The sequence below is a fragment of the Clostridium sartagoforme genome, from assembly GCF_039521405.1.
Classification (GTDB): domain Bacteria; phylum Bacillota; class Clostridia; order Clostridiales; family Clostridiaceae; genus Clostridium; species Clostridium sartagoforme.
Map to the genome: position 1 here is coordinate 61,984 of NZ_BAAACH010000038.1, position 26,487 is coordinate 88,470.

Annotated in this window: 22 protein-coding genes; 15 read left to right on the forward strand and 7 right to left on the reverse strand. The window is 25.8% G+C overall.

Annotated elements, in window-relative coordinates:
- Window positions 1-22: 22 nt before the first annotated feature.
- The 5 genes from ABDZ60_RS15800 to ABDZ60_RS15820 all read left to right on the forward strand — a co-directional run bounded on the left by ABDZ60_RS15800 (window position 23) and on the right by ABDZ60_RS15820 (window position 4,511).
- Window positions 23-1,249 (forward strand): hypothetical protein, encoded by a 1,227-nt coding sequence (locus ABDZ60_RS15800; RefSeq protein WP_047000776.1) that lies wholly within the window; start codon window positions 23-25, stop codon window positions 1,247-1,249.
- A gap of 245 nt (window positions 1,250-1,494) precedes the next feature.
- Window positions 1,495-2,712 carry an NADP-dependent isocitrate dehydrogenase gene (locus tag ABDZ60_RS15805; protein WP_016207203.1) on the forward strand — a complete coding sequence of 406 codons (1,218 nt, stop codon included), beginning with the start codon at window positions 1,495-1,497 and terminating at the stop codon, window positions 2,710-2,712.
- Window positions 2,713-2,839: 127 nt separating this feature from the next.
- The gene (locus ABDZ60_RS15810) at window positions 2,840-3,658 is read left to right on the forward strand and encodes a glycerophosphodiester phosphodiesterase (protein WP_343779361.1); all 819 of its coding nucleotides are present in this window, start codon (window positions 2,840-2,842) and stop codon (window positions 3,656-3,658) included.
- Between the two features lie 69 nt (window positions 3,659-3,727).
- Window positions 3,728-3,889: a small, acid-soluble spore protein, alpha/beta type gene (locus tag ABDZ60_RS15815; protein WP_343779363.1), complete on the forward strand. Its 162-nt coding sequence runs from the start codon at window positions 3,728-3,730 to the stop codon at window positions 3,887-3,889.
- A 166-nt stretch (window positions 3,890-4,055) separates the two neighbouring features.
- A complete protein-coding gene (locus ABDZ60_RS15820; protein WP_016207200.1) occupies window positions 4,056-4,511 on the forward strand; it encodes a DUF3284 domain-containing protein in 456 nt (151 codons plus the stop codon).
- A gap of 44 nt (window positions 4,512-4,555) precedes the next feature.
- Here ABDZ60_RS15820 and ABDZ60_RS15825 read toward each other — a convergent pair whose 3' ends face one another.
- On the reverse strand, window positions 4,556-5,500 hold the full coding sequence (locus ABDZ60_RS15825) for an NAD-dependent epimerase/dehydratase family protein (protein ID WP_343779365.1): 945 nt from the start codon (window positions 5,498-5,500) through the stop codon (window positions 4,556-4,558).
- A 134-nt stretch (window positions 5,501-5,634) separates the two neighbouring features.
- Window positions 5,635-6,867, reverse strand: coding sequence for an aminopeptidase (locus tag ABDZ60_RS15830; protein ID WP_343779367.1), 1,233 nt, complete (start codon window positions 6,865-6,867; stop codon window positions 5,635-5,637).
- A 194-nt stretch (window positions 6,868-7,061) separates the two neighbouring features.
- Here ABDZ60_RS15830 and glsA point away from each other — a divergent pair, with 194 nt between their 5' ends.
- The 4 genes from glsA to ABDZ60_RS15850 all read left to right on the forward strand — a co-directional run bounded on the left by glsA (window position 7,062) and on the right by ABDZ60_RS15850 (window position 12,072).
- A complete protein-coding gene (gene glsA / locus ABDZ60_RS15835) occupies window positions 7,062-7,979 on the forward strand; it encodes a glutaminase A (protein WP_343779370.1) in 918 nt (305 codons plus the stop codon).
- A gap of 302 nt (window positions 7,980-8,281) precedes the next feature.
- On the forward strand, window positions 8,282-10,894 hold the full coding sequence (gene polA, locus ABDZ60_RS15840) for a DNA polymerase I (protein WP_343779372.1): 2,613 nt from the start codon (window positions 8,282-8,284) through the stop codon (window positions 10,892-10,894).
- A 16-nt stretch (window positions 10,895-10,910) separates the two neighbouring features.
- Window positions 10,911-11,513, forward strand: coding sequence for a dephospho-CoA kinase (gene coaE / locus ABDZ60_RS15845; protein ID WP_343779375.1), 603 nt, complete (start codon window positions 10,911-10,913; stop codon window positions 11,511-11,513).
- A gap of 10 nt (window positions 11,514-11,523) precedes the next feature.
- Window positions 11,524-12,072 carry a lytic transglycosylase domain-containing protein gene (locus ABDZ60_RS15850; RefSeq protein ID WP_016207197.1) on the forward strand — a complete coding sequence of 183 codons (549 nt, stop codon included), beginning with the start codon at window positions 11,524-11,526 and terminating at the stop codon, window positions 12,070-12,072.
- Between the two features lie 207 nt (window positions 12,073-12,279).
- On the opposite strand, the gene ABDZ60_RS15855 is transcribed toward ABDZ60_RS15850, so the two are convergent.
- The 3 genes from ABDZ60_RS15855 to ABDZ60_RS15865 all read right to left on the reverse strand — a co-directional run bounded on the left by ABDZ60_RS15855 (window position 12,280) and on the right by ABDZ60_RS15865 (window position 15,322).
- A complete protein-coding gene (locus tag ABDZ60_RS15855) occupies window positions 12,280-13,146 on the reverse strand; it encodes a 50S ribosomal protein L11 methyltransferase (protein WP_343779380.1) in 867 nt (288 codons plus the stop codon).
- Between the two features lie 106 nt (window positions 13,147-13,252).
- Window positions 13,253-13,933 carry a flavin reductase family protein gene (locus ABDZ60_RS15860; protein ID WP_343779383.1) on the reverse strand — a complete coding sequence of 227 codons (681 nt, stop codon included), beginning with the start codon at window positions 13,931-13,933 and terminating at the stop codon, window positions 13,253-13,255.
- A gap of 99 nt (window positions 13,934-14,032) precedes the next feature.
- A complete protein-coding gene (locus ABDZ60_RS15865) occupies window positions 14,033-15,322 on the reverse strand; it encodes a D-alanyl-D-alanine carboxypeptidase family protein (protein ID WP_343779385.1) in 1,290 nt (429 codons plus the stop codon).
- A gap of 316 nt (window positions 15,323-15,638) precedes the next feature.
- Between ABDZ60_RS15865 and ABDZ60_RS15870 the strand changes: the two genes are divergently transcribed.
- A complete protein-coding gene (locus ABDZ60_RS15870; RefSeq protein ID WP_016207194.1) occupies window positions 15,639-16,358 on the forward strand; it encodes a polysaccharide deacetylase family protein in 720 nt (239 codons plus the stop codon).
- 48 nt (window positions 16,359-16,406) lie between these two features.
- Here the strand turns inward: ABDZ60_RS15870 and ABDZ60_RS15875 are convergent, their stop codons facing one another.
- A complete protein-coding gene (locus ABDZ60_RS15875; protein WP_016207193.1) occupies window positions 16,407-17,135 on the reverse strand; it encodes a type 1 glutamine amidotransferase in 729 nt (242 codons plus the stop codon).
- A 16-nt stretch (window positions 17,136-17,151) separates the two neighbouring features.
- Window positions 17,152-18,510 carry a Mur ligase family protein gene (locus ABDZ60_RS15880; RefSeq protein WP_040436681.1) on the reverse strand — a complete coding sequence of 453 codons (1,359 nt, stop codon included), beginning with the start codon at window positions 18,508-18,510 and terminating at the stop codon, window positions 17,152-17,154.
- 205 nt (window positions 18,511-18,715) lie between these two features.
- Between ABDZ60_RS15880 and ABDZ60_RS15885 the strand changes: the two genes are divergently transcribed.
- The 5 genes from ABDZ60_RS15885 to ABDZ60_RS15905 all read left to right on the forward strand — a co-directional run bounded on the left by ABDZ60_RS15885 (window position 18,716) and on the right by ABDZ60_RS15905 (window position 26,459).
- The gene (locus tag ABDZ60_RS15885) at window positions 18,716-19,636 is read left to right on the forward strand and encodes an alpha/beta hydrolase (protein WP_016207191.1); all 921 of its coding nucleotides are present in this window, start codon (window positions 18,716-18,718) and stop codon (window positions 19,634-19,636) included.
- A gap of 207 nt (window positions 19,637-19,843) precedes the next feature.
- Window positions 19,844-21,763: a HAMP domain-containing sensor histidine kinase gene (locus ABDZ60_RS15890; protein WP_343779389.1), complete on the forward strand. Its 1,920-nt coding sequence runs from the start codon at window positions 19,844-19,846 to the stop codon at window positions 21,761-21,763.
- A gap of 18 nt (window positions 21,764-21,781) precedes the next feature.
- The gene (locus tag ABDZ60_RS15895) at window positions 21,782-23,791 is read left to right on the forward strand and encodes a sensor histidine kinase (RefSeq protein WP_016208467.1); all 2,010 of its coding nucleotides are present in this window, start codon (window positions 21,782-21,784) and stop codon (window positions 23,789-23,791) included.
- A gap of 59 nt (window positions 23,792-23,850) precedes the next feature.
- Window positions 23,851-24,438 carry a TspO/MBR family protein gene (locus tag ABDZ60_RS15900; RefSeq protein ID WP_343779391.1) on the forward strand — a complete coding sequence of 196 codons (588 nt, stop codon included), beginning with the start codon at window positions 23,851-23,853 and terminating at the stop codon, window positions 24,436-24,438.
- Between the two features lie 68 nt (window positions 24,439-24,506).
- Window positions 24,507-26,459 carry a DNA topoisomerase gene (locus ABDZ60_RS15905; protein WP_343779393.1) on the forward strand — a complete coding sequence of 651 codons (1,953 nt, stop codon included), beginning with the start codon at window positions 24,507-24,509 and terminating at the stop codon, window positions 26,457-26,459.
- Window positions 26,460-26,487 lie beyond the last annotated feature (28 nt).

Sequence of the window (26,487 nt, forward strand, 5' to 3'; positions counted from 1 at the left end):
TATAGTGATTGGAGGAATTAATATGAAAACAAAATATTTAGTATTATTACTTGTCATAGTAATGATAATGATACCAATAGGATGTTCGAAGGATAGTAGTGAAAATGTAGTATTAGGAACAGAAAAGATTATTATTGATGAGAATACAAAAGACAAGAAAAATGAAGATTTTCAAATTAAAAAGGTTGCAGAAATAGAACTTCCGGATACTGGAGCTATTTATAGAATGGCTTATATAAAGGAAAATATTATTCAACTTATTTATCAGAATGAAAATGATGTTATTAGAGAAGTAAGCATTGGTAAGTTAGACAGCGATAATAAAGTTAATTGGACTTATAAAAATCTTGAAGGGGAATCATATTCCGCTAATTCTCATAATGGAATTTATTCAAATAAGATAAAAAGGGATAATAAAGTATATGCTATTAATAAGGATGGCGAATTAGAAGAATTAGCTGTATATACTAAGTTAGTTGAAGAACAAGGCAATCTACTTTATGATGTTCATGATTCTTACAGAAATGGTACTATAGATGTAGTATTAGTGGGAGGTGAGAAAGAACAAAAATTTGCTTTAATAGATATCCCAAACGAAAAATATTATGTTATTCCAAAGGAATTAAGACATAATGATAAAGATGGGGGATTAAGAGAAGTATTAGGAGTAGATGGAGAGAGAATTTATGTTAACTATCAGTATGTAGAAGGATACTATTCAGATGATTTCGATCCAACTCAAGAGCATGATACAAAAAATACTATAGGATATATTGAGAATAATAAGTTCACTAAAATATTGTCAGATGATGATGGTATTGAAATTGATACTAGAGGAGAAATGCTTTATGAAAATGGTAGAATATTATTTTCAGGCTTTGCAGAAGGTAAAAATGGAATTTGGAATTATGATATAGATAACAAAAAACTTACAAAAATTGTAGATGTAGATAGTGGTACATTCTTCGAATTTCATATAAGTGAAAATAAAGATAAAGTTATCATAAGCAGTTTGAAACCTGCGTTAGAAAAAGATGAAAAACGGAATAATACTTTAAGTATTGCAAATATCAATGATAAGTTAGAAGTTACAAATATCACCAATATAGTTACTAATACAGAGGAAAGACATCATAAAATATTTGAAGGTTGGGCAAATAATGGGAAAACATTTTATATAAGATCAATTGTAGAGGATGAACATTATAACGGAACAAATAATTTAGAAGTTTATAATATAGTAGAATAAAAAGTAATTAGGAATGAACATCTACAAAATTATAATAGTGAAATCTTACTTCAATACAACACCATAAGTAAATTTGTGTAAACTGAATATAATGAACTCCTGCTTATAACGATGAAAGTAATAAATTATTATAAGTAGGAGTTTTTTTTAGTATGTAATTAGAGGCTAAATAAAACGTAATTGTAAAAAGCTAGTTTGTAATGTATAATTATCTTATTAAAAATTTATACAATGGGGGGCTAAACATGGATAAAATAAAGATGAAAACACCATTAGTTGAGATGGATGGAGATGAAATGACAAGAATCTTATGGGGCATGATAAAGGATGAATTGTTAAATCCATTTATTGATTTAAAAACAGAATACTATGATTTAGGATTAGAGTATAGAAATGAAACTAATGATGAAGTTACAGTACAAGCAGCAGAAGCAATAAAAAAATATGGTGTAGGTGTAAAGTGTGCTACAATTACACCAAATGCAGAAAGAGTTAAAGAGTATAATTTAAAAGAAATGTGGAAAAGTCCAAATGGGACTATAAGAGCAATTTTAGATGGTACAGTTTTTAGAGCACCAATAATAGTGGATTCTATTAAACCTTATGTAAGAACATGGGAAAAACCAATAACTATAGCAAGACATGCATATGGTGATGTATATAGAGATGTTGAAATGAAGATTGAAGGCAAAGGAAAGGCTGAATTGGTATTTACTAATGAATTTGGGGAAGAAAAGAAGGAACTTATTCATGACTTTGATGGTGATGGAGTAATACTAGGTATGCATAATTTAAATAAATCTATAGAAAGTTTTGCTAGAAGTTGTTTTAATTTTGCAATTGATTCAAAACAAGATTTATGGTTTGCATCAAAAGATACTATTTCTAAAAAATATGACCATACGTTTAAAGACATTTTTCAGGATATCTTTGAAAAGGAATATAAGAGTAAATTTAATGAAATGAACATAGAATACTTCTATACGTTGATTGATGATGCTATAGCAAGAGTAATAAAATCAAATGGAGGGTATATATGGGCATGTAAAAATTATGATGGTGATGTGATGAGTGATATGGTAGCAACAGCTTTTGGATCTCTTGCGATGATGACTTCAGTATTAGTTTCTCCAGATGGGGATTACGAATATGAAGCAGCTCATGGAACTGTTCAAAGGCATTATTATAATCATTTAGAAGGAAAAGAAACATCAACTAATTCAATAGCAACAATATTTGCTTGGTCAGGTGCTTTAAGAAAAAGAGGCGAGCTAGATAATATAGAGGAATTGATTAAGTTTGCTGATAATTTAGAGAAAGCATCAATACAAACAATAGATGATGGATGTATGACAAAGGATTTAGCTATCCTTTCAAATTTAGAGAACATAAAAGTAAATAATTCAGATGAATTTATAAAATCTATAAGAGTGAGATTAGAAAATTTATATAAATTACAATAAATTATTTGAAGTTAATAAAGGCTATCTAAAGTATAATATTTTAGATAGCTACTTTTTTTTATACAAGAAAATGGTATAATTATTATTATGGGAATTAATGGTTCAAATTTGAGTTAGGAGAATATTTATGAAGAAGAAAGCAATTATAATTTTATTAATTATTTTAGGAGTGGTTTTATTGTTTAGCATGGGAATCTTTATATTAACAAAAGCAACTCCAATAGAAGATGGAAGTTTAGACTGGATAAAAAATATAAAAATATCCCATAGGGGATTGTATAATAATGAGGATATACCAGAAAATTCATTAAAGGCATTTAAGAAATCTATAGAAAATAATGTTGCAATTGAATTGGACGTACAATTAAGTAAAGATAATGAAGTAGTAGTATTCCACGATTATAATTTGGAAAGAATGACGGGCGCAAATAAGGATGTAAATGAATTAAATTATATTGATATTCTAGACTTAAAACTTTTAAATACAAAAGAGTATATACCAACATTAAAAGAAGTGTTAGAACTTGTTGATGGGAAAGTACCAGTACTTATAGAGGTGAAAAATGAAGATAAAGTAGGAGTACTTGAAAGTGAAATATATAATATTATAAAAACTTATAAAGGAGATATGGCTGTTCAGGCATTTAATCCATTTGTATTATCTTGGTTTAAGAAAAATGCCCCAGAAATAGCTAGGGGACAACTTTCAGGATCCTTTGAAGACTCCGATTTAGTTTGGTATAAGAAATTTTTATTGAAAAATTTGTTGTTAAATTTTGAAAGTAAGCCAGCATTTATATCATATGAAATTGATTGTTTGCCAAAATCTATAGTTAAAGTTCAACGTAATAGAAATGTGCCTATTTTAGGATGGACAATAAAATCAGAATCTGATATAGAAAAAGCTAATATAAATTGTGATAATATAATATACGAAGATAAATAAAATTTAATTACTTGTCATTAGAATAAAAACACCTTAATAATTTCAAACTATCATGAGGAGGTGTTTTATATGGCACATAAGAATAATAAAAATTCAAAAAATAATAAAAAATCAGGTCAAAAAACTAAGTCAGAATTGAAAAAAATGCAAATGGAAACTGCTAATGAAGTAGGTTATTCAAAAGAATCTAGAAAACTTGGCAAAAATAAGCCAAGAAGTGAAGATAATTAATAAATCATATAATATTATTGGAAACCTTCTGTTTTAACAGAGGGTTTTTAGTTTAATAGAAGTGAATTTAAATTGGTATAGACAAGTTGTGTAATCATTTAATTTATTATAGAAATTTATTAGAAAAGATGTAATAATATTATTATAAGAAAGTGGGGGATTTGATATGAGTATTTATAAAGGAAATATTATAATAAATTATCCAATAGAAAAGGTCTTTAAGGTATTTATAGATTTAAATAAACAACAAATACCTAAATTTAATGACAAAAATCCAACAGAAGTTAGCTATAAAAAAGTAGTAAAAACAGTAGGAAAGCAAAAAATTGAAATGGTAACTACTATAACAGGATTTGAAAAAGATAATTTATATGAAGTTACAAATACAATTAATAAAGATAAGTATGTTTCTAGGTATGAGTTTAAGGGAATAGATTCAAGTTCTACAGAAATATCATTAAGTGAAAGTCAGGAAATATATGCTTTTTCTTCATCATTAACATTATTATTTGAGAAAATTACTGCAAAGAAAAAAATGAAAAATAAACTTGAGGGAATAAGAGAAGCTTTAGAACTTGAAATAAAAAGAAGATATAAAGAAAGCAATGATTCTATAAAGTAATTACAAAAAAGTTTCAGTCATTATAGGCTGAAACTTTTTGTGATTTATAATGCTTTTACAAGCTTATAATCTCTATAAATCGGTCGTTCATCACTATACCATTTATAGGACATTTCTAATCCTTCTTTTAGATATATAACAGGTAAATGAAATCCATTTTCCCTTAAATCCTTTATATTTAGATTAAAGTTGGTATTTCTAAAAGGGAAATAGCTTCTAACATCTAAATTAGAAATAGGAACTTTTTTTATATTAGCCTTCTTATTTAAGATACAGGCACAAAGATTTATAAGTTCTTCAAAAGAGTATAAATTTGGACTAGTTAAATTATAAGCTCTTCTGTCATTATCGTTATAGATAGCACATTCAAAAGCCTTAACTAAATCTTGTATATGGATAAATTGAACTTTTACATCATCATCTGGAACTAGTATTATATCTTCATTTTCTAATTTATCAAAGAAGTAACATTCCCTATATAAATCATTACCTTCCCCATAAATATAAGTAGGTCTGAAAATTGTTGCATGTAAATCTTCCTTTAATATTAATTCATTTATATAAGATTCAGCTTGAAGTTTATTATATCCATATATACCCCAAGTAGAATTTTCACCTTTATCAGCATCTTCTTTAATATTTCTATTAGTAGGGATATATACTGCAGCGGATGAACAAAATATATAGCGCTTCAATGAAGATGGATTTATACATGAAAATAATATTTCTACATCATCCTTAGAATAAGCAGATATATCAAAAATCACATCATAATTTTTATTTTTTAAAGAAGATTTTAAGGACTTCTTATCTTTTCTATTGCAAATTATATGATTTCTAAAGCCTAAATAATTAACTTCTTTTATTCCCCTAGTTAGAATATCAGTTTCATAGCCACGCTTAATTAGGTATTTAGCAAGGGCCTGAGAAACAAAGCCACTTCCACCTAATATTAAAACCTTAACCATTTTATCCTCCTTCAATCTCATAAAAAAACCCCTTTCATATATAAAGTATCTACATTATTTACATATAAAAGCAATATTAATCACTTTGAATTAAATATGTAAATTTATATTAACAATATAAATATATGATTGAAGACTTTTATATATTAAAGAAATTAAAAAGCCCAATTTCCAGAAGTAAATATTTTAATTTCTGTAGTATCTTCAGTATATCCAGTAATATCTAAATCTTTAGTTCCTATCATAAAATCAACATGAATTATAGAATCATTGGCCCCTTTTTTTGATAACTCTTCATTACTTAAATTTTCTCCATTAATTATACAAGTTGGATAAGCTTTTCCGAAAGCTAAATGACAAGCAGCATTTTCATCAAATAAAGTATTATAAAAAATTAAATTAGAATTTGAAATAGGTGAATCATAAGGAACTAATGCCACCTCACCTAAATATTTAGCTCCATCATCACTATCTAATAATTTTTTTAATGTCTCAAACCCTTCTTTAGCAGTAAAATCTATGACTTTTCCATCTTTAAAAGTTAAAGAAAAATCATCTATTAAATTTCCACCATAACTTAAAGGTTTTGATGAGACTACAGTACCGTTAATACCAGTTTTTTTAGGTAATGTATAAACTTCTTCAGTTGGCATATTAGCATTAAATTCTATTCCAGCAGCACATTTTTCTGAACCACCAAGCCAAATATGATCTTCAGGTAATTCTATAGTTAAATCAGTACCTATAGAGTTTTTATAATGAAGTTTTTTTAATTTATTAGAATTTAAAAAGTTTAAATTCTTACTAATATTATTGTTATGCTCATTCCAAGCTTCAATAGGATCATCACTGTTCAATCTAACTACATTAAATATAACATCCCAAAGTTTAGATACAGCTTCTTCTGAGTTAGAATTTTTAAATACTTTTAATGCCCAGGCTTCAGTAGGAACAGAAACTACTGTCCAACGAATTTTATTTGACATTGAATAATCGTAGTATTCCTTTAGAGCTAATTGACGGCTTTTTTGGAAAGCGGCTATTTTATCCATTGGAATATTTTTGTATGCATCTGGGTCTGAAGCAGAAATTGAAATGACTGCACAACCTTGTTTAGCATAAGAATTATATGATTCAGCTATCCAGTTTGGTGTTTCTTTTAGCGTATCCATAGATGCATATTCAAGTTTAAGTTTTTGTAAACTTTGATCACTATAGTGAACCACAACTTCTTTTGCCCCTTCCTTGTAAGCAACTTCAGCTATAGCTCTTGAAAAATCTACACATTCTATTGGAGAATTAACAAGCAAAACTTGATCTTTTTGTAGATTAACTCCCTTTTTAACAGCAAGGGTAGCATATTTCTTTAACATATTCTTCATATCCATGAAATCACCTCTATTTTCTAAGTTATATCACTTATTTTGCCATAATATAGTAAGATAGTCTAGTTAAAATTTTTATACTTCAAATTACCTTATGAGTAATAATTATGTAGATTATTAATTAAAACATATATATAATATAAATACTTAGATATAAAGAGATTTTCATAAATGAAGGACATAAAGAGGTGATATATATGTTTAATTTGTTAAATACATTAGTTGATAAAAATAGGGAGTATGGAAGCAAGGGAAAACTTGCATCATATATACCAGCTTTATTAGAGGCTAACCCAAATGACTTAGGGATATGTCTAGTAGATTTAAACGGAAAAGAGTTTTATGCTGGAGAGTGCGATAAAAGATTTACTATTCAAAGTATATCAAAAGTCGTAACATTAATTTTAGCTCTTAAAGATAATGGGAGATATAATGTATTTAAAAAAGTTAATGTTGAGCCTACAGGAATGGGGTTTAATTCTATAGTAAATTTAGAGGTAAGGGATTCGGGAAGACCTTATAATCCTATGATCAATGCTGGTGCAATAGTAACAACATCTTTAATAAATGGGAAAGATATAAATGAAAAACTTAATAAAATATTAAATTTTATAAAAATAGTTACTAAAAATGATAGTATATCAATAAATGAAAGAGTATATTTATCAGAAAAAGAAACAGGAGATAGAAATAGAGCTTTGGCATATTTTATGAAAAGTACTAAAATATTAGATGGAGATGTAGAGGAAATATTAGATTTATATTTTAAGCAGTGTTCTATAGAAGTAAGTGCAAGAGATTTGGCTAGATTCGGATCTGTGATTGCAAATGATGGTGTTATCCCTTGGAGTAATGAAAGAATAATGTCTAGAGAGGTATGTAGAATTGTCAAAACTATTATGGTTACCTGTGGAATGTATGATGCATCGGGAGAATTTGCAGTTCATGTTGGGATACCAGCAAAATCAGGAGTAGGTGGAGGCATTTTAGCTACTGTTCCTAGGAGATATGGAATAGGAATATATGGACCATCATTAGATGAGAAAGGAAATAGCTTATCAGGATTACATATAATTAAAGATTTATCAGAAGAGTTAGATTTAAGTATTTTTTAATAGATAAATCTTAAGTTATAATAAAAATTAAAACTTTAAAAATGAAAGTAGATAAGTAAATTTGCTAAATAAATAATTTATATAACAAATTTAATATATATTTATGAATTAACGAATAGCAAATTGGGAAATTTTATAAGAGAAGAGTTAAATAAGATATATAATTATAGGATATCAATATTCTATGATTATAAGTAAAACTATTTATATTAATTAAAATGTAATGATTTATAGCTATAAAAATAGTATAATTTATAATAAAAATAACTTTAAGGAGTTAATTCCTTAATTTGGAGGAAAATATGGAAAGATTATTGATTTTAGATTCTAATTCGCTTTTAAATAGAGCTTTTTATGCAATTCCTGAATTAACAACTACAGATGGTATTCATACAAATGCTGTTTATGGATTTGCAAATATGTTATTTAAAATGAAGGAAGAATTAAAACCAGATTATATAGTTGCAGCTTTTGATAAGAAAGGGCCAACATTTAGACATAAAGAATATGAAGAATATAAAGCAGGAAGAAAAAAAATGCCACCAGAGCTTGCAGAACAATTTCCTATAGTGAAAGATATGTTAGATTTATTATCTATAAGTAAATATGAAATTGATGGATTTGAAGCAGATGATATAATAGGTTCTCTTGCTAAATATGCAGAAAAAAACGAGATTGAAGTTTATATAGTGACAGGAGATAAAGATGCCCTTCAGTTAGCATCTAATAATATAAATGTAGTTATAACTAAAAAAGGAGTTTCAGAAACAGCAAAATATAATTACGAAACATTTTTTCAGGAATTTGGAGTTACTCCAACTCAATTTATAGATGTAAAGGGTCTTATGGGAGATAAATCAGATAATATACCAGGGGTACCAGGAATAGGGGAAAAAACAGCTTATAAATTAATTCAAACTTATGGTTCTGTGGAAGAAGTGTTAAATAATATAGATAATATTAGTGGAAAAAAAATAAAAGAAAATCTAGAGAACTTTAGAGAGCAAGCTATATTTAGTAAAAAGTTAGCTACTATAATTACAGAAGTACCTTTAGAATTTGATTTAGACGAAATAAAAAGTCAAGAATCGTATAATGGAGAAGGATTAAGAAAGTTATTTTTTAAGCTACAAATGAAATCACTGGTAGATAAACTTCCTGAAAATAAAGAAGATATAAAAGATGATAAAATAATTTTAGATGTTATTGATATAGACAGTTCAGATGATTTATTTAATTTGTCTAAATCTTTAAATGAAATATGTTATATAACTTATGAGGTTTTGAATAATGGAAGATATTCAGAAATAGAATTAAATAAGATGTATTTATCTTGTGGAGATAAGATTTATTTAATTAATTTTAAAAATATTTATAGTTCTAATACAAATAACGAATATCTAGGATTAAAAGTAATAATGGAAAACAAAAATCTAAAAAAGGTAATTCATGATGGAAAGTCTCTTGTTACAGTATTAAATAAATTAGGTATTTCTATAGAAAGCTTTGAATTTGATACAGCAATAGCCTCTTATCTTATTGATTCAGCAAGATCATCTTATGATTTGGTAACATTAATAAATGAATATTTAAGTGAAGATGTAACAGGTGATGATAAAACAATAGAGGCAAAGGTAAATTTGAAATTAAAGGAAATATATGAATTACTAAAAAATAAAATAAAAGAAGAAAAAATGGAGGAACTTTATTATGATGTTGAACATCCATTAATATATATTCTTTCATCTATGGAATCTTTAGGATTTAATATAAATAAAAATATGTTAGAAGATTTAGCAGTTAAATTTAAAGAAGAAATTGTTACAACAGAAAAAGAAATTTTTAAATTGGCAGAAGAAGAATTTAATATAAATTCTCCAAAGCAACTAGGAAAAATTTTATTTGAAAAATTAGATTTACCTGTAGTTAAAAAAACAAAAACAGGTTATTCAACCAATGCAGAAGTTTTAGAAAAGTTACAAGATAAACATGAGATAATACCCAAAATAACTTATTATAGACAAATAACAAAACTTAATTCTACTTATGTGGAAGGATTAAAAAATGTTATAGATATTGATGGACACATACATTCTAATTTTAATCAAACTGTAACAACAACAGGAAGGTTATCTAGTACAGAACCTAACCTTCAGAATATTCCTATAAAATATGAAATGGGAAGAGAAATAAGAAAAGTATTTATACCTAATGAACCAGGAGATATATTATTATCATGCGACTATTCACAAATAGAGCTAAGAGTTTTAGCACATATGTCACAGGATGAAAATATGATAGATGCATTTAAACATCATAGTGATATACATACAAAAACGGCATCTGAGGTATTTAAAGTTCCAGTAGAGGAAGTTACATCTTTAATGAGAAGTAGAGCTAAGGCTGTTAATTTTGGAATAGTTTATGGAATTAGTGATTTTAGTCTTTCACAAGATTTACACATAGCTAAAAAGGAAGCTTCAGAATATATGGAAATTTATTTTGATAGATATCCTAAAATAAAGGGATATTTAGATGGTGTTATAGAAGAGGCAAAGGAAAAAGGATATGTACTAACTATTTTAAATAGAAGAAGAGCGATACCAGAAATTAAATCTTCTAATAGAATAGTAAAAGCTTTAGGTGAAAGATTAGCAATGAATGCGCCTATTCAAGGAAGTGCAGCTGATATAATAAAACTAGCAATGGTTAATGTTTATAAAAAGTTAAAAGAAAGCAAATTAGAAAGTAATATAATATTACAAGTTCATGATGAACTTATATTAAATGTTAAAGCAAAAGAGCTTGAAGAGGTAAAGAAAATAGTAAAAGAAGAAATGGAAAATGTCTTAGACATAGAAGTACCTCTTGAAGTAGATATTAATTTAGGGGAAACATGGTATGATGCTAAGTAAGGGGGCTTAATTAAAAATGATTAAAATAGGATTAACAGGGGGAATTGGTTCAGGTAAAAGCACAGTATCAAAAATGCTTACTGAAAAAGGATTTGAAGTAATAGATTCAGATGATATATCAAGAGATGTTCTTATTAAGTACCCTGAAATTCTAGAAAAAATAAAAATAGAATTTGGATCAGGTTTTTTTGATTGGAGAGGGGAATTTAGAAGAAGGGAATTTGGAAATCATATTTTTCGATTCCCAAAACAAAGAAAGAAATATGAAGATATAATAATACCATATATAAAAAAGGAAATATTTCTTGAGCTAGATAAATATGAAAGAAATGGTGAATCCATGGTAATATTAGATGCGCCTACTTTAATAGAAAATGATCTTCATACATATATGGATTATATAATTGTAGTATGGGTTGATAATAATACACAAATAATGAGAATAAAAAACAGAGATAAATTATCAAGAGATGAGGCTATAAATAGATTAAATGCCCAAATATCATTAGATAGAAAAAAAGAATATGCACATATTATTATTGATAATAATAATGATTTATTAAAAACTAAGAAGCAAGTAGATAAAGTAATAGATTTTTTAAAGGTAATTAATAAATAAGGAGAAAATAATGAAATTTAAGCGTATATTAGCTATTTTAATCGTAATAATTATTGCTTATTTTGGAGTAGTATTAGTAATGAAGAACTATGTGTATCCTTACCCGTATGATGAATATATAAATAAGTATAGTGAGGAATATGAAATAGATCCATATCTTGTGTTAGCAGTCATAAAAACTGAGAGTGATTTTAATAAAGAAGCTGTTTCGAAGAGAGATGCAAAAGGATTGATGCAAATAATGGATACAACTGGAGAATGGGCAGCTAAAGAAATAGGAATTAACTACTTTATGCCATCCATGCTTTTTGATTCAGAGTTAAATATAAGGATAGGATGCTGGTATTTAAAAACTTTAGAAAATGAATTTGATAATAATTTAGATTTGATATTAGCGGCTTACAATGGTGGAAGTGGAAATGTTAATAAGTGGTTAAGTGATGAAGACTATTCAAATGATGGAGAAAATTTGGATTATATACCATTCCCAGAAACTAAAAAATATGTAGATAAAGTTAAAGCAAATTACAACATATATAAATATCTTTATAATAAATAACTAAAAATAGTGCACAGTTCACAAGGCGCAGTGCACAGTTATGGAAATAATTCAGATTTGCTGAATTAAGAATATATTAAGGCTACTATAAAATAGTTGCTATAATATAAGTTTAAGAAACTACTCAGTAGTTTCTATCCTAAACTGTGAACTGCAAATTGTGCACTGTGCACTTAATAATTTTTCACTCTCAATTAGTGTTAATTACTAATTGAAAACTGCTGTTATCCATTCATTACTTTGATATTTTGTTTCTAGTTCAAATCCATAACTTTCTACAATAGATTTGACTTTATCAAAGCTCCATTCAACAAGTCCAGATACAAGAATTTTACCATCATTTTTTAGACGTTCTCTTATAAAATTCATAAATAATTCAGTTTCTTCTCCGCCTATATTTATGTAGATCCAGTCATATGTATCATTGATTTTAATTTCATCATTTAATGCATTCCCAACTAATACTTCAATATTATATAGTCCATTTAGTGAAGCATTTAATAAAACCTCATCTTTTACATCTCTTATATCAAGAGCGGTAACTTTGGATGCACCAATAATAGCAGAAGCTACAGATAAAATGCCAGAACCAGTTCCAATATCAAGTACTGACTTATTAGATAAATCAATTTTAGTTAAAATTATATTTAGTAAATCTTTTGTTGTTTCATGTAATCCAGTACCAAAGGCTCCTTGAGAAATAAAAGATATTTTATGAATATTTTTATCATGTATAACTTCATCAGGAGAAGATAATACCCAGTTATCATTTATATGAACAGTAGGAAAATTATAATTATAATTATCATAGTTACATTGTTCTATACTTATACAATTGGTTCCTAAAATAGAGGTAACTTTTTCTTTAAACAACTCTAAATATTCTTCAGAATTTTCATAGGCAATTCTAATATCAATTGTATCAACTATTTTTTCTAAATAACCATAACCATATTCCTCAGTTGTTATTTCTAAAGGACTTTCATAAAAAACATTAAAAATATCATTGATTTGTAATTTTTCAATTTGTTCATCTAATTCTGTAAATTTAATATTATAAGTAAGTATAAACATTATTTCATCCCCCGAATATAATTCAATGTAATATTATTGAGTATAGATAGATTTTTAATTAATGTCAAGAAATATAAAATAATAAATATTCTATATAAAAAAATCACTATTTATTTCTAGATTTTGATTTAGATGACGATTTATAATTCTTTAAATTTTTACTATTAGATTTTAAATCATTTTTCCTAGAAGTAACGGTAGTATTAACTTTTTTAGTATTAGATTTTTTTCTAACCGAAAAGCCGAAAGAACCTATAGATTTTTCGGGAAGCTTAAAGTATTCTCCGTGACAATAAGAAATTAAATTTCCTTTTTCAAAATGTATTTTCCCATTATCATCTATTAAATTGCTATTAATATGTGAGCCAACTACTTCTGCTATAAACATATGATGACTTCCAAGCTTTATTATATCCTTAACTTTACACTCTATAGAAACTGGACAGTCATCTATATATGCCACATTAACATTTTCCCCATCTTTCATGGTAAAGTTCATATCTTTTATTTTATCAAATTTCCTACCTGGCTTAACTCCACAGTAATCAACAGCTTTAACCATATTGGAAGAAGGTATATTAACTATGAATTCCATAGTTTCACATATATACTCATAAGAAAGTCGTTCAGGTCTAATAGAAATAGAAAGCATAGGAGGCTTTGTACATATTGTTCCTGTCCAACCAACTGTAAATACATTGTCTTTACCAGCTTTATTTCTAGATGTGATTAGAACTACAGGAACAGGATTTAAAACCACACTACCTTTAAAATCAATTTTATCCAAGTATATCTCTCCTTAAAATAAATTTTTAGATTACATAAAAAAGTGTACATATATTAAAGAAAAGGTAGATTCAGATATCTAAATCTACCTTTATATATTTTAATAATATCTTCTTCTTCTTCTCTTTTTCATATTAATAATTCTAGTTATAAATATTAATAGAACTAATATAACAATAAGAATTAGTAATGATAATAAGTATAGTGGTAAATTTGCTTTAACAAGCTCTAAAGAAGAAACTTGTATAGTACCAGATATTTCTTCTGTGTATCCAGGTAATGAAAATGTTAGTTTAACTTCCTTATTACCACTAAGCTTCCAAGCATCTTTTACATCTTGAGTGTAAGAAATAGAAGCATTTTTATCATTAAAATCATTTTTATAGTACTCTACATCTTGATTTAAAATTATAGGAGCTGTTATTTGTTTTTCAGGACCAAAAAACCTAAATGCTTTATATGTTAAGTTAATAGTTCCAACTTCATCATTAGCACTCTTATAGACTTCCTTTTTAGCTAAATATCCATAATTAGCTATTTTTTCAGTGTCCTCAAATACATTAAGCCCAGTTGCACCATATTCAGATTTCAAAACAACAGTAACTAAATCTCTGCCATCTCTTTCATAAAAGCCAACAAAACAATGCCCAGCTTGATCTTCAGTTCCTGTTTTACCCCCTATATTACCATTTTTACCAAGTATTTTATTTCTTGATTCGATTATTACAGGAGTACCTGACAAATTAACACTAAGCTCACCAGTTTTAGGTGCCATAGTTTCTCTAATCCAATCATTTTTAAAAGCAGCAATTCCTATTTGTGCTAAATCATAAGCAGTAGTTTGGTTTATTTCAGTATTTGTAGGGTTTAATGGATCGATTTCTAATCCAGAAGGATTAACAAAATGTGTATTTTTAAGCCCTAAGTCATTAGCTTTTTCATTCATCATAGTTATAAAATTATCTACTGTTCCACCAACTGATTCTGCCATTAAATAAGCCGTATCATTAGCAGAGAAGATCATTACAGCTTTCATTGTATCTTCTGCTGAAATTTTGTCACCAGAATTTATCTTCTTATATCCATTTAATGAAGTTTCTGTAACCTTTAAAACAGTATCAGTAAAGGTTAGTGAATCTGATTTTGACTTATTTTCTGCAAAAAGCAATGCAGTCATAAGCTTAGTAGTACTTGCAGGTGATAATTTTAAATCTGCATTTTTTGAATAAATAACTTCACCTGTATTAATATCGATTGTTATAGCAGCTTCCCCAATAATTTCTGGAGATTGGATATTTGTCTCTTGTGCACTAACCTTATTAGCAAAAGGAGCTAATAATGAAATAGAAAGAGCAACTGCCAGCGTCTTTAATAAATTTTTTCTTTTCAATTTCATCTCCCCATTTCTTAAATATTTTTATGTATATAAGTTGTAATAAATGCTATACAGCAACTGATTATATTACAGTTATATAATTATATAGATTTCTAATTGAAGTATAAATAACAATTAAAAATTCAACTTTTAAATTACACATTTTATACACAACTTAAAGTATAACATCTACATTACATAATAACAACATAAAGAACATTTGTTAAGTGGTTTAATTTACATATAATATAATCTTAATAATTGCATAAAATAACATTATAAGTAGGAGGTGGTTAATATAAAAAGGTTTAACAAATATAGTAGTATTTTTATGATTTTTTTACTTATTAGTATTATAAATTATATCCCTGTATTAGCATTACATACAGATAAGGAAATAAAAACTGTATATTTAACATTTGAAGACGGACCTTCAGCAAATATAACTAATAAAATAATTAATACATTAAATGAAAATGATGTAAAAGCGACCTTTTTTGTTGTAGGGGATTCAGCTAATATATATTCTTATATAATAAAAACTTTAAGAAAAAGTAATATGTGTATAATGCCACACTGCAATATACATGATTATAGTTATCTATATAAAAGTGAAGAAAATTATTTCAATGATTTAGATAAATGTAAGAAGACTATAGAAAGTATAACTGGAGAAGGTAATTTGAGTTTTATAAAATTGTTGGAATGTCCAAATAATTCTCAAAATAAAAAAGAAGTGTTATCTAGAATACAACAAAAAATAATAAGTAATGGAGAATATTATATAGGGCATACTATAGCTATAGGAGATGAAAAATCAAAAGATATATCCTCAGAATTTGTAAACTCTAAGTTAAGGGATGAGGCTGGATTAAATAAGGTTGAGGTAGTTCTTATGCATGATTGTAGCAATCAAACTATTATTGCTGAAACGCTTAAAGATGTTATAAACTATTACAAAGAAAAAGGATATATATTTAAAACATTAAATGAAATGGATTCATGGGAAATTAATTATTTAAAAGAAAACAAAGTACTAAATAAAGAGTAATAAAAGCTAAGGCAAACTATCAAAAGCTACTAATAGTTTGCCTTGAATTTATTTTTTATTCTCTAATCTTTTTATCATAACATCTTTAGCTTTAAGCTCTAGAGTATCGTCTATAGGATCTAAAACAACATTCTCATACTTCTTATTTAAAGCTATAGTTAGGAATCTATCTGCAAGTTCTGGATTTTTTGATAATAATGATCCATGAAAATAGCTGCAAAAAGTATTCTTATATATACAACCCTCATTTCCATCTTCACCGTTATTTCCGTACCCATGTAAGCACTTTCCTAATGGCTTCAATCCGTTTGTGTAGGTTCTACCAGAATGATTTTCAAAACCAACATAAGTTTCATTAAAATCTTCATTGTATATAACTGTGTTTCCGATAAAACGAGTATCTCCCCCCTCGGAATAGATATCAAGTATTCCTAATCCATCAATTTTTTCACCATTTGGAGCTATGTAATATTTTCCAAGCAATTGATAACCACCACAAATAGCAATAACTACTTTTTCATCTTCAATATATTTTTGTAAGTTAGGTTTTTTTATAGTTTTTAGATCATTAGAAACGATTGATTGCTCAAAATCTTGACCGCCGCCAAAAAATAAAATATCTGTATTTTCTGAATCAAATTCATCATTTAGCGAAGTGTTAATTATATTAACCTTTATTCCTCTTTGTTCAGCTCTATGTTTAAGTATTAGAATATTACCAACATCTCCATAAACATTAAGTAAGTCAGGATAAAGATGACAAATATTTAATTCCATTTATAGACCTCCTTATTTACCAAAGTTTTTTAATGTAACCTTTTGAATGAAGATATTTTCTAAAGTTAATCATAGCAGTATAGGTAGCAAGAACATAAATCTTATCATTTTTACTACTTTTAATCTTTTCTGTTAAGTCTTCAAAGGTTTCTTCAATTATGAAAGTATCTTTATTCAATCCAGCCACATTAAGTCTAACAGCCATATCATAACATCTTATACCAGAAACAAATACTTCATCTATATTAAGATCATGAAGCTTTTCAAAGTCAACATCCCATATCCAGGAAACATCAGTACCATCAGCGTAGTTATCATTTAAAAGAAATGCCGCAGCAAAAGTATCTTTATTTAGACACAGTGTATCTAAAGCTTGATTATATCCTGCAGGATTTTTGACTAAAATGATTTTTACATCTTTATCTTCAATATTTAATGCTTCTTGTCTTCCAAAACTAGAATCTTGATTCTGTAATGATTTTTTTATTGAATTGTCATTTATTCCAAGTTCTTTAGTTACAGCATAAGCACAAAGGCCATTATAAATATTATAAACTCCTGATTGGCTTATAGTAATTTCTAAATCATTGAGTTTTACAGTTGAGCTATCAGGTGTTAGTTCTAAAACTTCATTTACTGCATATTCTAAATCAGCTCTTTTAAATCCACAGCCTGTACAGTAGAAATCACCTAAATGATTATATGTAATATGATTATATTCATAAGGAGACTTACAGAATTTACAGAACTTAGCATCTGCATTTATTTCTATCTCTTTATTATTTCCTATGCTAGCATTAAAACCATAAAACACAGTTTTATTTTGAAGCTCAAGTTTACCTAAAAGAGATTCATCTCCATTTAAAACTAAAGTAGTATTAGGAGAAAGATGAATTCCTTCTAATATTTTGGATAAAGTAGTATAAACTTCACCATATCTATCTAGTTGGTCTCTAAAAAGGTTTGTCACAGTTATTATTTCTGGATTAATATATTCAGTTATATATTTTAAGTTAGCTTCATCAACTTCAATAACTGCATATGAATTTTCGACTTTCTTAAAGAACTTATAGTTATCAATGAAGGTTGTAACTATTCCAGGAAAAAGGTTTGCACCAGTATTATTAGTAATAACCTTATTTCCATTTTCTTTTATAATATTATAAATCATGCTAGTTGTAGTAGTTTTACCATTAGTACCTGTGATTAAAACTACATTGTAGCCTTTTGATACCTTTGAGAGTATATTTTTATCTATTTTTAAGGCCACTTTTCCAGGAAAGGTTGTTCCCCCTTTTAGTATTGTCTTTGTTAGAAAAATTGTAATTTTTGAAGCTATAATGCTTATTATTGATTTAATACTAATCTTTTTCACCACCTTATAATACTTATCCAATATTATATACAATAATATTAATAGATAATCAAAAAATAAAAAAATTGATTTTAACTATGAATAGTATATCATAACTTTATATACTTACAAATAAGGTTATTATAAGATTTTATTAATTATTGAAGTTTGACTGTTATAGATATAAGAGAGATAATATAATTAATAATTGAATGGAGGAATTAATATGGAGAATTTTATTTTTAAGAATAAAAATGGAATAGATATTAGTTGCTATAGATGGAGTAATAAATCAGAAAATACTAAAGGAATTATTCAAATAGTTCATGGAATGTCAGAATGGGCAGGAAGATATGAGTATTTCGCAAATAAACTTACACAAGAAGGATATACAGTTTATGCTCATGATCATAGTGGGCATGGAAAAAGTGTAAAGAATTTAGATAAACTAGGATTTATAAACAAAGAAAATAGATTTTATTCAATGCTTGATGATATAAGAATGTTAAATGAAATTATTAAAAAGGAAAATAAAGAATTGCCGGTAATATTATTTGGTCATAGCATGGGGTCTTTTTTAAGTCAAAGATATATACAAATTTATGGAGATACTATTGATGGTGTTATTTTATCTGGAAGTAATGGAAAGCCAAAAGTATTTACTAAAGCTGGATTAATTGTTTCTAAAATAGAAATGTTGATTAGTGGAAATTATAAGAGAAGTAAATTTATGGATAAGTTATCATTTGGAAGTTTTAATAATAGTGTTAAAAATCCAAAAACGAATTTTGATTGGCTATCTTCAGATGAAAAAGAAGTAGATAAGTATATAAAGGATAAATATTGTGGATTTATATATCCAACTCCTTTTTACTATGATTTAATAAGAGGGTTATGGGATATACATAAAGATGAAAGCCTAGAAAAGATAAAAAACTTAAATATTCCTATCTATATATTTTCTGGAGATAAAGATCCGGTGGGATATTTTGGTGATGGGGTAATAAATCTTTATGAACAATATAAAGAACTTGGTGTGAAAGATATAAGCTATAAACTATATAAAGATGGAAGACATGAAATGTTAAATGAAGTAAATAAAAATGAAGTTATTGAAGATATAATTATATGGATAAAAAAACTATAAATATACAAATATAGCAAAGAGAAATAAGTACATGTATTTTCCTAGAAAATCATATGTACTTATTTTTTTTGTATAAGCATCTGAGAGAAGGAATAAGTAAACTTATAGAAGCAATTTTTTTATTTATAAAAGTCTTTTAAATTTATTCACATATATAAGGAAATGATGTAAAATTATGTAGTAATAACATATAGTGAGGGAAAAAAATTGGATTATAATAATTTTAGAGAGAGAATTTATTATGTTGATAAGAAAAAATTATTAGTTTATGCATTATTAAGTCTAGTAATGTATAGTTGTTTCGAAATTGCTTTAATATATGATAGTAGAATAATAAATGATTTTGTTAAAATATTTAAAATAATATTGGTTATGATATCTCTTATGTTTGCAATGCATTTAAAAAGTATAACTCAAAAAGAATTATATGGAGTACTGGAAATTTTCTTTACTATATTTTGGATAATATCTATGATTTTTTTTACTCCAAACAGTCAATTTGAAGAGATAAAAATATTATTAAAAAAAATTGGATGTGGAACAAATTATGAGTTTAATATTTTTCATATAGTCATCCTATATTATATTATGGCAAAATATAGGATTAATAAGAAAAATGATAAATTTATATATTTAGAATACTTTGTATTAATATTAATAACTTCAACTATAAATTTTATCAATAATATTACTGAAGTGCATTTTGTATATAAAATATATTATTTAGTTATTATATTAATTGTAATTGGAACTTATAGGTATTTTAAGATTTATAATATAAATGTTGAAAAAAAGATAGATTTATTAAAATTAAATGTAAATTTATTAACATTAAAAATTTTAGCATCATTGTCCACTAATTATATAAATATATTTTTTATTAATGATGTAGTTAAGTTTGTTAAAATTATAATTTTTACTAGTACTATACTTATTATTATAGTTAATATAGCAAAAGAAAATTATAATTTTATATTTAAAGAAACTGTAAAAACCAATAAAAATTTGGAGTATATAAATAAAGAAATAATATATAATAATTATAAATTGGAAGAAGTATATAGAAATTTAAATGAAAAGCAGTTACTATATAAAAGATTTTTAGGATGTTTACCAAATCCTATTGTTATAATAAATAATAATCTAAGAATATATTATTGTAATGAAAAATTTTTAGATATTATGGAAGTTAATAATTTAAAAAATATAGTAAATAGAAGAATAGATAATTATATTGATTTTAAATGTGACATTAGAGATATTATATCAGATATTAATAACAGACCAGTTTCTACTACAATAAATAAAGATAATAAGAAATTAGAAGTAAGAATTTTTTCTGTAAACACTGAAAAATCAGAATTTATATTACTATTAAAAGATTTAACAGAAGAAATTAAATTGTCTAATATGAAAGAAGAGTTAGAAAGTATAAAAATGAGAGAAGAAATAAAAAGAAACTTTTTATCAAATATCTCTCATGATCTTAAGATACCAATAAATGTAATATATTCTGCAATACAACTTGAAAAAGTTTTAATACAAAATGATGATATTGAAAAATTGAGTATGTACAATGAATTAAGTAAGCAAAATTGCTTTATTTTAACAAAGTTTACTAATAATCTTATTGATATGAGTAAAATAGATTCAGAGAATTTAGAAGCAAATTTAGGTTTAGATAATATAGTAGAATTTATTGAAGATTATTTAAATTCGTTATCTACCTATATAAAAAATAGTGGATTAGATATTGTATTTGATACAGAAGAAGAAGAGGAATTCGTATATTTTGATAAAGAGATGATGCAACGAATAATATTAAATTTAGTATCAAACTCATTAAAGTTTACTAAGGAAAAGGGAACTATATTTATAAATATAAAAAGTACTAATAGTTATGTATTGATAGATATAGGTGATAATGGAATAGGGATGAGTGAAGAATTTATAAAAAAGGCTTTTAACAAATATGAAATGGAAAATAGAACAAGAGAAAGTAATTCAACTGGTTTTGGTGTTGGGCTTTTTGTAGTTTATAATTTAGTAAAAGCTCAAAATGGAGATATAAAAATAAATAGTAATATAGGACAAGGAACTATTTTTACTATTAAGTTGTATAGGTAAAGGATGATTGAGAAATAAATGTTAAATGAAAAAATTAATTATAAACATAAGTGTTTAATGTCAAGAGTATTTATCGGTACGCTTATAGGATTGACCTTTATTGATCTAGTTTTTAAAATGACCGATGAGTTTATATTTATAATAAAAATGTTAAATTTTTCTATTTCAATTTTGATTTTTATAATGAGTATAGTTGGTGTTAATAATAAGCAGTTAAAAATACTAAAATATGTAGGAATAGGATACTTCTATATAGCTATAGTAAGGTTTATAGATTTAGAATATATCTTTTCAATAAATAGTATACTTGGCTCTTTATCACTTTTTCAACTTATAACATATTTAGAAGTTTTAAACATGATATCTAGCATTGTATTATTTAAAAAAGGATATTCACCTAAGGTACAAAATATTGTATTTATTACGATTACTCCAATTATATTCGCTTTTGTACAAGCTGAGTATAGTAGTATATCTTCCATAACAGATGTATATAATGCTTATTCAGCAATTATTGCGAATCAAGGGATATTAGCAATATTATTTGGCTTTTTATTATATTATTATAAGAAAAATAAAGTTGATAAAAACTATAAATGGATTGTAGATGTAACGTTAATTATAGTGTTAAATAATATATTTGTTGTTTTAGAAGCTATATTAAATATAGAACTTACATTTCTTATATGGATAGCTAAGCCAATATCATATTTTTTAGTTTATGCCAAAATAGAAGAGATATTGATATCTAGTGTCTATGAAGGAGCTTATGAAAGTTTAAATAGAGCTAAAAAGGTTAAAACCAATTTAAATAAAAGTCTTAAGAGAAGAGAAAAACAGTTAAAAGAATTAAATCTACTCTTAGAAAAAAGTGAAAAAAAATATTATGATGTTGTTAAGGCATTGTCAGATGGATTATTACTTTTTGAAAATGATATTATGGTGTACTCCAATGATTATAAGGAAACAGATTATAATATGGTAAACGAAATAATATATGATTCCAATAAGCTAAAATTAAATAAAATATTAAGCAAGATTACTGGAGAAGAATATCCAGATAATTATGATATTAATGATTTTACTATAGAAGTAGATACAAGAAATGAATATGGAGAAAATAGAAATTTAGAAATTGATCTTGTAAAAATTAATGATAATAAAAAAATTCTAGTATTTAATGATATAACTGAAATAATAAAGCAAAGGGAAGAAATAGTTAAACTTGAAAAAAGGATAAATGATGAAAATATTAAGGACGAGTTTTATTCAAATATTTCTCATGAATTAAGAACTCCAATAAATGTTATATATTCAGCGCTTCAGCTAAATGATATATATTTAAAAAGTGATGAAGTAAATAAAATAAATAAGAACAATAATATAATAAAACAAAATTGCCTAAGGTTAATTAGAACTGTGAATAATTTTATAGATAGTAATAAACTTTCAGAAGGATTTTTAGATATAGAAAAAAGTGTTTATAATATTGTAGATATAATAGAAAATGTTGTTTTATCATGTGACTTTTATATGAAACTTAGAGAAACAAAATTGATTTTTGATCCACAATATGAAGAAATATATTTTTACTGCGATAAAAGTTACATAGAAAGAATAATGTTGAATATATTATCAAATTCCTTAAAGTATGGAAAATACAAGGGTAATATTTATGTAATGGTGAAGATTGAGAATAATGAAATAATAATAGAAGTAATAAATGATGCAGAAGCAATTCCAGTAGATAAAAGAATAGTAATATTCGATAAATTTACTAAAATAAATACATCTTTAAATAGACCATCAGAAGGTAGTGGTTTAGGATTATTTTTAACTAGAGGGTTAGTTGAATTACATGATGGAGAAATAAAAATAGATGCAGGAATAAAGTACGGGAATATTTTCAAGATATCATTCCCATACGATAGTGAGCTTAAAGGCGAAGTTATATCTTTAAATAATAATATAGAGATTAATGAACTAAAAGAGAAAATAGATATAGAGTTTTCAGATATATATTTTTAATTACATAAAAACACTTGTCTATGCATATATAATAATGAATATTTTATAGAGGTGCATAAATGAGAAATAAGGAAAAAAAAACAAATAAAAAATCTAAGGAAAAGAAAATTAAAAAATCTAAAAAAATGAAAAATAAAAAAGATATTGGTTTAAATATATTTAAGGTTAATAGTAATTTTAAATTGATACCTTTAATAATTAATATATTAATTCCAGTAGGAATGGGATTTATTGTAGGATATATTAATAAAAATACTATTTCTACATATGAGGCTTTAAAAAAACCATTTTTTAGTCCTCCAGCTCTTACTTTTCCAATAGTATGGAATATACTATATGTATTAATGGGAATAGCTGCATATAGAATATATATGAAAAATAAAGAAGGTATAAATGACAATGGAGCGTACTTTTTTTATCTAGTTCAATTAATATTTAATTTAATGTGGAGCTTTATATTTTTTACATTTAAGCTATACGCAATTTCATTTTTTTGGATTATAATATTGTTTGTTTTAGTAAGTATAACATTTATTAAATTTATTAAAGCAGATAAAATATCTGCATTTTTAATAACTCCCTATATGCTATGGCTTATCTTTGCAGGCATTTTGAATTATTTTATTTGGTTACTTAATGAAATGTAAGTTAATATGTAGTATAATATAAATAAGCCTTCTTTTGAAGGTTTATTTCATTTAGAAAGGAAGTTTTTATGGGGAAAACTTTATTTATAGCAGAAAAACCATCAGTAGCTATGGATTTTGTAAAGCTACTCAATGTTAAGGGGATAAGAAGTAATGGATATATAGAGGGAGAAAAAAGTATTTTTACATGGTGTGTAGGACATATGGTTACAATGAGTTATCCAGAAGCTTATGACGAAAAATTAAAATTTTGGAATCTGAAAGATTTACCCTTCTTACCAAATGAGTATAAATATGAAGTTATTTCTTCAGCTGCAAATCAATTTAATATAGTTAACAGTTTAATGAATAGAAAAGATGTTGATTGTATATATGTATGTACTGACTCAGGAAGAGAAGGAGAATATATTTATAGATTAGTAGATGATATGGCAGGAAAGCCTAATAAAATAAAAAAGAGAGTTTGGATTGACTCTCAGACGGAAGAAGAAATAAGAAGAGGAATAAAAGAAGCGAAATTATTATCAGAATATGATTCTTTAGCACATTCAGCATATTTAAGAGCTAAAGAGGATTATATATTTGGTATAAACTTCTCTAGATTATTAACTCTTATGTATGGAAAAACAGTTGCTAATGCTTTAAAAAAAGACAAAAATGTAGTAGTAGCTGTTGGAAGAGTAATGACTTGTGTTCTTGGAATGGTTGTTGAAAGAGAAAGAGAAATAAGGAGTTTCAATAAAACATCTTTTTATAAAATATCTGGAGAATTTATAAAGGATAATGATGAAGTTATTATAAAAGGTGATTGGAAATCTATAGAAGGATCTAAATATTTTGAATCTCCAAAGTTGTATAATGAGGTGGGATTTAAAAATAAAGAAGATGCTGAAATATTAATTAAAGATTTAAGAGAGATAGGGTTTGGAGTAGTAAATGAGGTTAAGAAAACAAAAGAAAAGAAGAATGCACCTCTTTTATATAATTTAGCAGAACTTCAAAATGAATGTACCAAAAGGTTCAAAATAAGTCCTGATGAAACTTTAAAAATAGTTCAGGGGTTATATGAGAAAAAGATGGTCACATATCCAAGAACAGATGCTAGAGTATTATCTACAGCTGTAGCTAAAGGAATAAAAAGCAATATAATAAAACTTAGAAATATGCCAATAGGAGATGAGTTAATTAATGTTACATCTGAAATATTGGAAAAAGATTATTCAAAATCTATAATGAAAAGCAAGTATGTAGATGATAGTAAAATTACTGATCACTATGCCATTATACCAACAGGAGAAGGCAAAGATACTTTAAGTAAATTGCCTAGTTTAGATAAGAAAGTTTATTATATTATACTTAGAAGATTTTTATCTATATTTTATCCACCAGCTCAATATAGTAAGATGTCTATTGTCATTTTAGTGGGGAGTGAAAGCTTTATATTAAATAAAAAAATATGTATAGATAAAGGATATTTAATTGTACTTGGAAATGAAAAAGATGAAGAACAAGAATCTTTTCCGGAAAACTTACGCAAAGGTACTAAATTAAATATAAATGAATTAGAAATAAAAGAGGGTGAAACATCACCTCCAAAGAGATATACAACTGGATCTATGATAATAGCTATGGAAAATGCGGGAAAGTTAATAGAAGATGAAGAATTACGTGAACATATAAAAGGAGCTGGAATAGGAACTTCAGCTACTAGAGCAGAAATACTTAAAAAATTAATAAATATACAATATATACAATCTAACAACAAAACTCAAATTATAACCCCAACTGAGCTTGGAGAAATGATTTATGAAGTTATAAATGTATCTATACCATCACTTCTCAATCCATCTTTAACAGCATCATGGGAAAAAGGATTAAAGATGGTAAATGATAAGGAAATAGAGCCTAAAGAATTTATGATTAAGTTAGAAGCTTATACTAGAAAAAATACTACAAAGGTTTTAAATAATCCTAATATAAGTTTTTTAAACACCAAATTACTAAAAATTAAAAATCAATAAAAATATATAAGCTCAAAGATTATATAAA

Coding starts and splice junctions, on each gene's coding strand:
- ABDZ60_RS15810 (WP_343779361.1), top strand. CDS start 2,840: ATGAAGAAGAAAGCAATTATAATTTTATTAATTATTTTAGGAGTGGTT.
- ABDZ60_RS15895 (WP_016208467.1), top strand. CDS start 21,782: ATGTTAAATGAAAAAATTAATTATAAACATAAGTGTTTAATGTCAAGA.
- ABDZ60_RS15850 (WP_016207197.1), top strand. CDS start 11,524: ATGAAATTTAAGCGTATATTAGCTATTTTAATCGTAATAATTATTGCT.
- ABDZ60_RS15800 (WP_047000776.1), top strand. CDS start 23: ATGAAAACAAAATATTTAGTATTATTACTTGTCATAGTAATGATAATG.
- ABDZ60_RS15900 (WP_343779391.1), top strand. CDS start 23,851: ATGAGAAATAAGGAAAAAAAAACAAATAAAAAATCTAAGGAAAAGAAA.
- ABDZ60_RS15875 (WP_016207193.1), bottom strand. CDS start 17,135: ATGGAATTAAATATTTGTCATCTTTATCCTGACTTACTTAATGTTTAT.
- coaE (WP_343779375.1), top strand. CDS start 10,911: ATGATTAAAATAGGATTAACAGGGGGAATTGGTTCAGGTAAAAGCACA.
- ABDZ60_RS15855 (WP_343779380.1), bottom strand. CDS start 13,146: ATGTTTATACTTACTTATAATATTAAATTTACAGAATTAGATGAACAA.
- ABDZ60_RS15805 (WP_016207203.1), top strand. CDS start 1,495: ATGGATAAAATAAAGATGAAAACACCATTAGTTGAGATGGATGGAGAT.
- glsA (WP_343779370.1), top strand. CDS start 7,062: ATGTTTAATTTGTTAAATACATTAGTTGATAAAAATAGGGAGTATGGA.
- ABDZ60_RS15815 (WP_343779363.1), top strand. CDS start 3,728: ATGGCACATAAGAATAATAAAAATTCAAAAAATAATAAAAAATCAGGT.
- ABDZ60_RS15825 (WP_343779365.1), bottom strand. CDS start 5,500: ATGAGATTGAAGGAGGATAAAATGGTTAAGGTTTTAATATTAGGTGGA.
- ABDZ60_RS15885 (WP_016207191.1), top strand. CDS start 18,716: ATGGAGAATTTTATTTTTAAGAATAAAAATGGAATAGATATTAGTTGC.
- ABDZ60_RS15905 (WP_343779393.1), top strand. CDS start 24,507: ATGGGGAAAACTTTATTTATAGCAGAAAAACCATCAGTAGCTATGGAT.
- ABDZ60_RS15820 (WP_016207200.1), top strand. CDS start 4,056: ATGAGTATTTATAAAGGAAATATTATAATAAATTATCCAATAGAAAAG.
- ABDZ60_RS15870 (WP_016207194.1), top strand. CDS start 15,639: ATGATTTTTTTACTTATTAGTATTATAAATTATATCCCTGTATTAGCA.
- polA (WP_343779372.1), top strand. CDS start 8,282: ATGGAAAGATTATTGATTTTAGATTCTAATTCGCTTTTAAATAGAGCT.
- ABDZ60_RS15830 (WP_343779367.1), bottom strand. CDS start 6,867: ATGGATATGAAGAATATGTTAAAGAAATATGCTACCCTTGCTGTTAAA.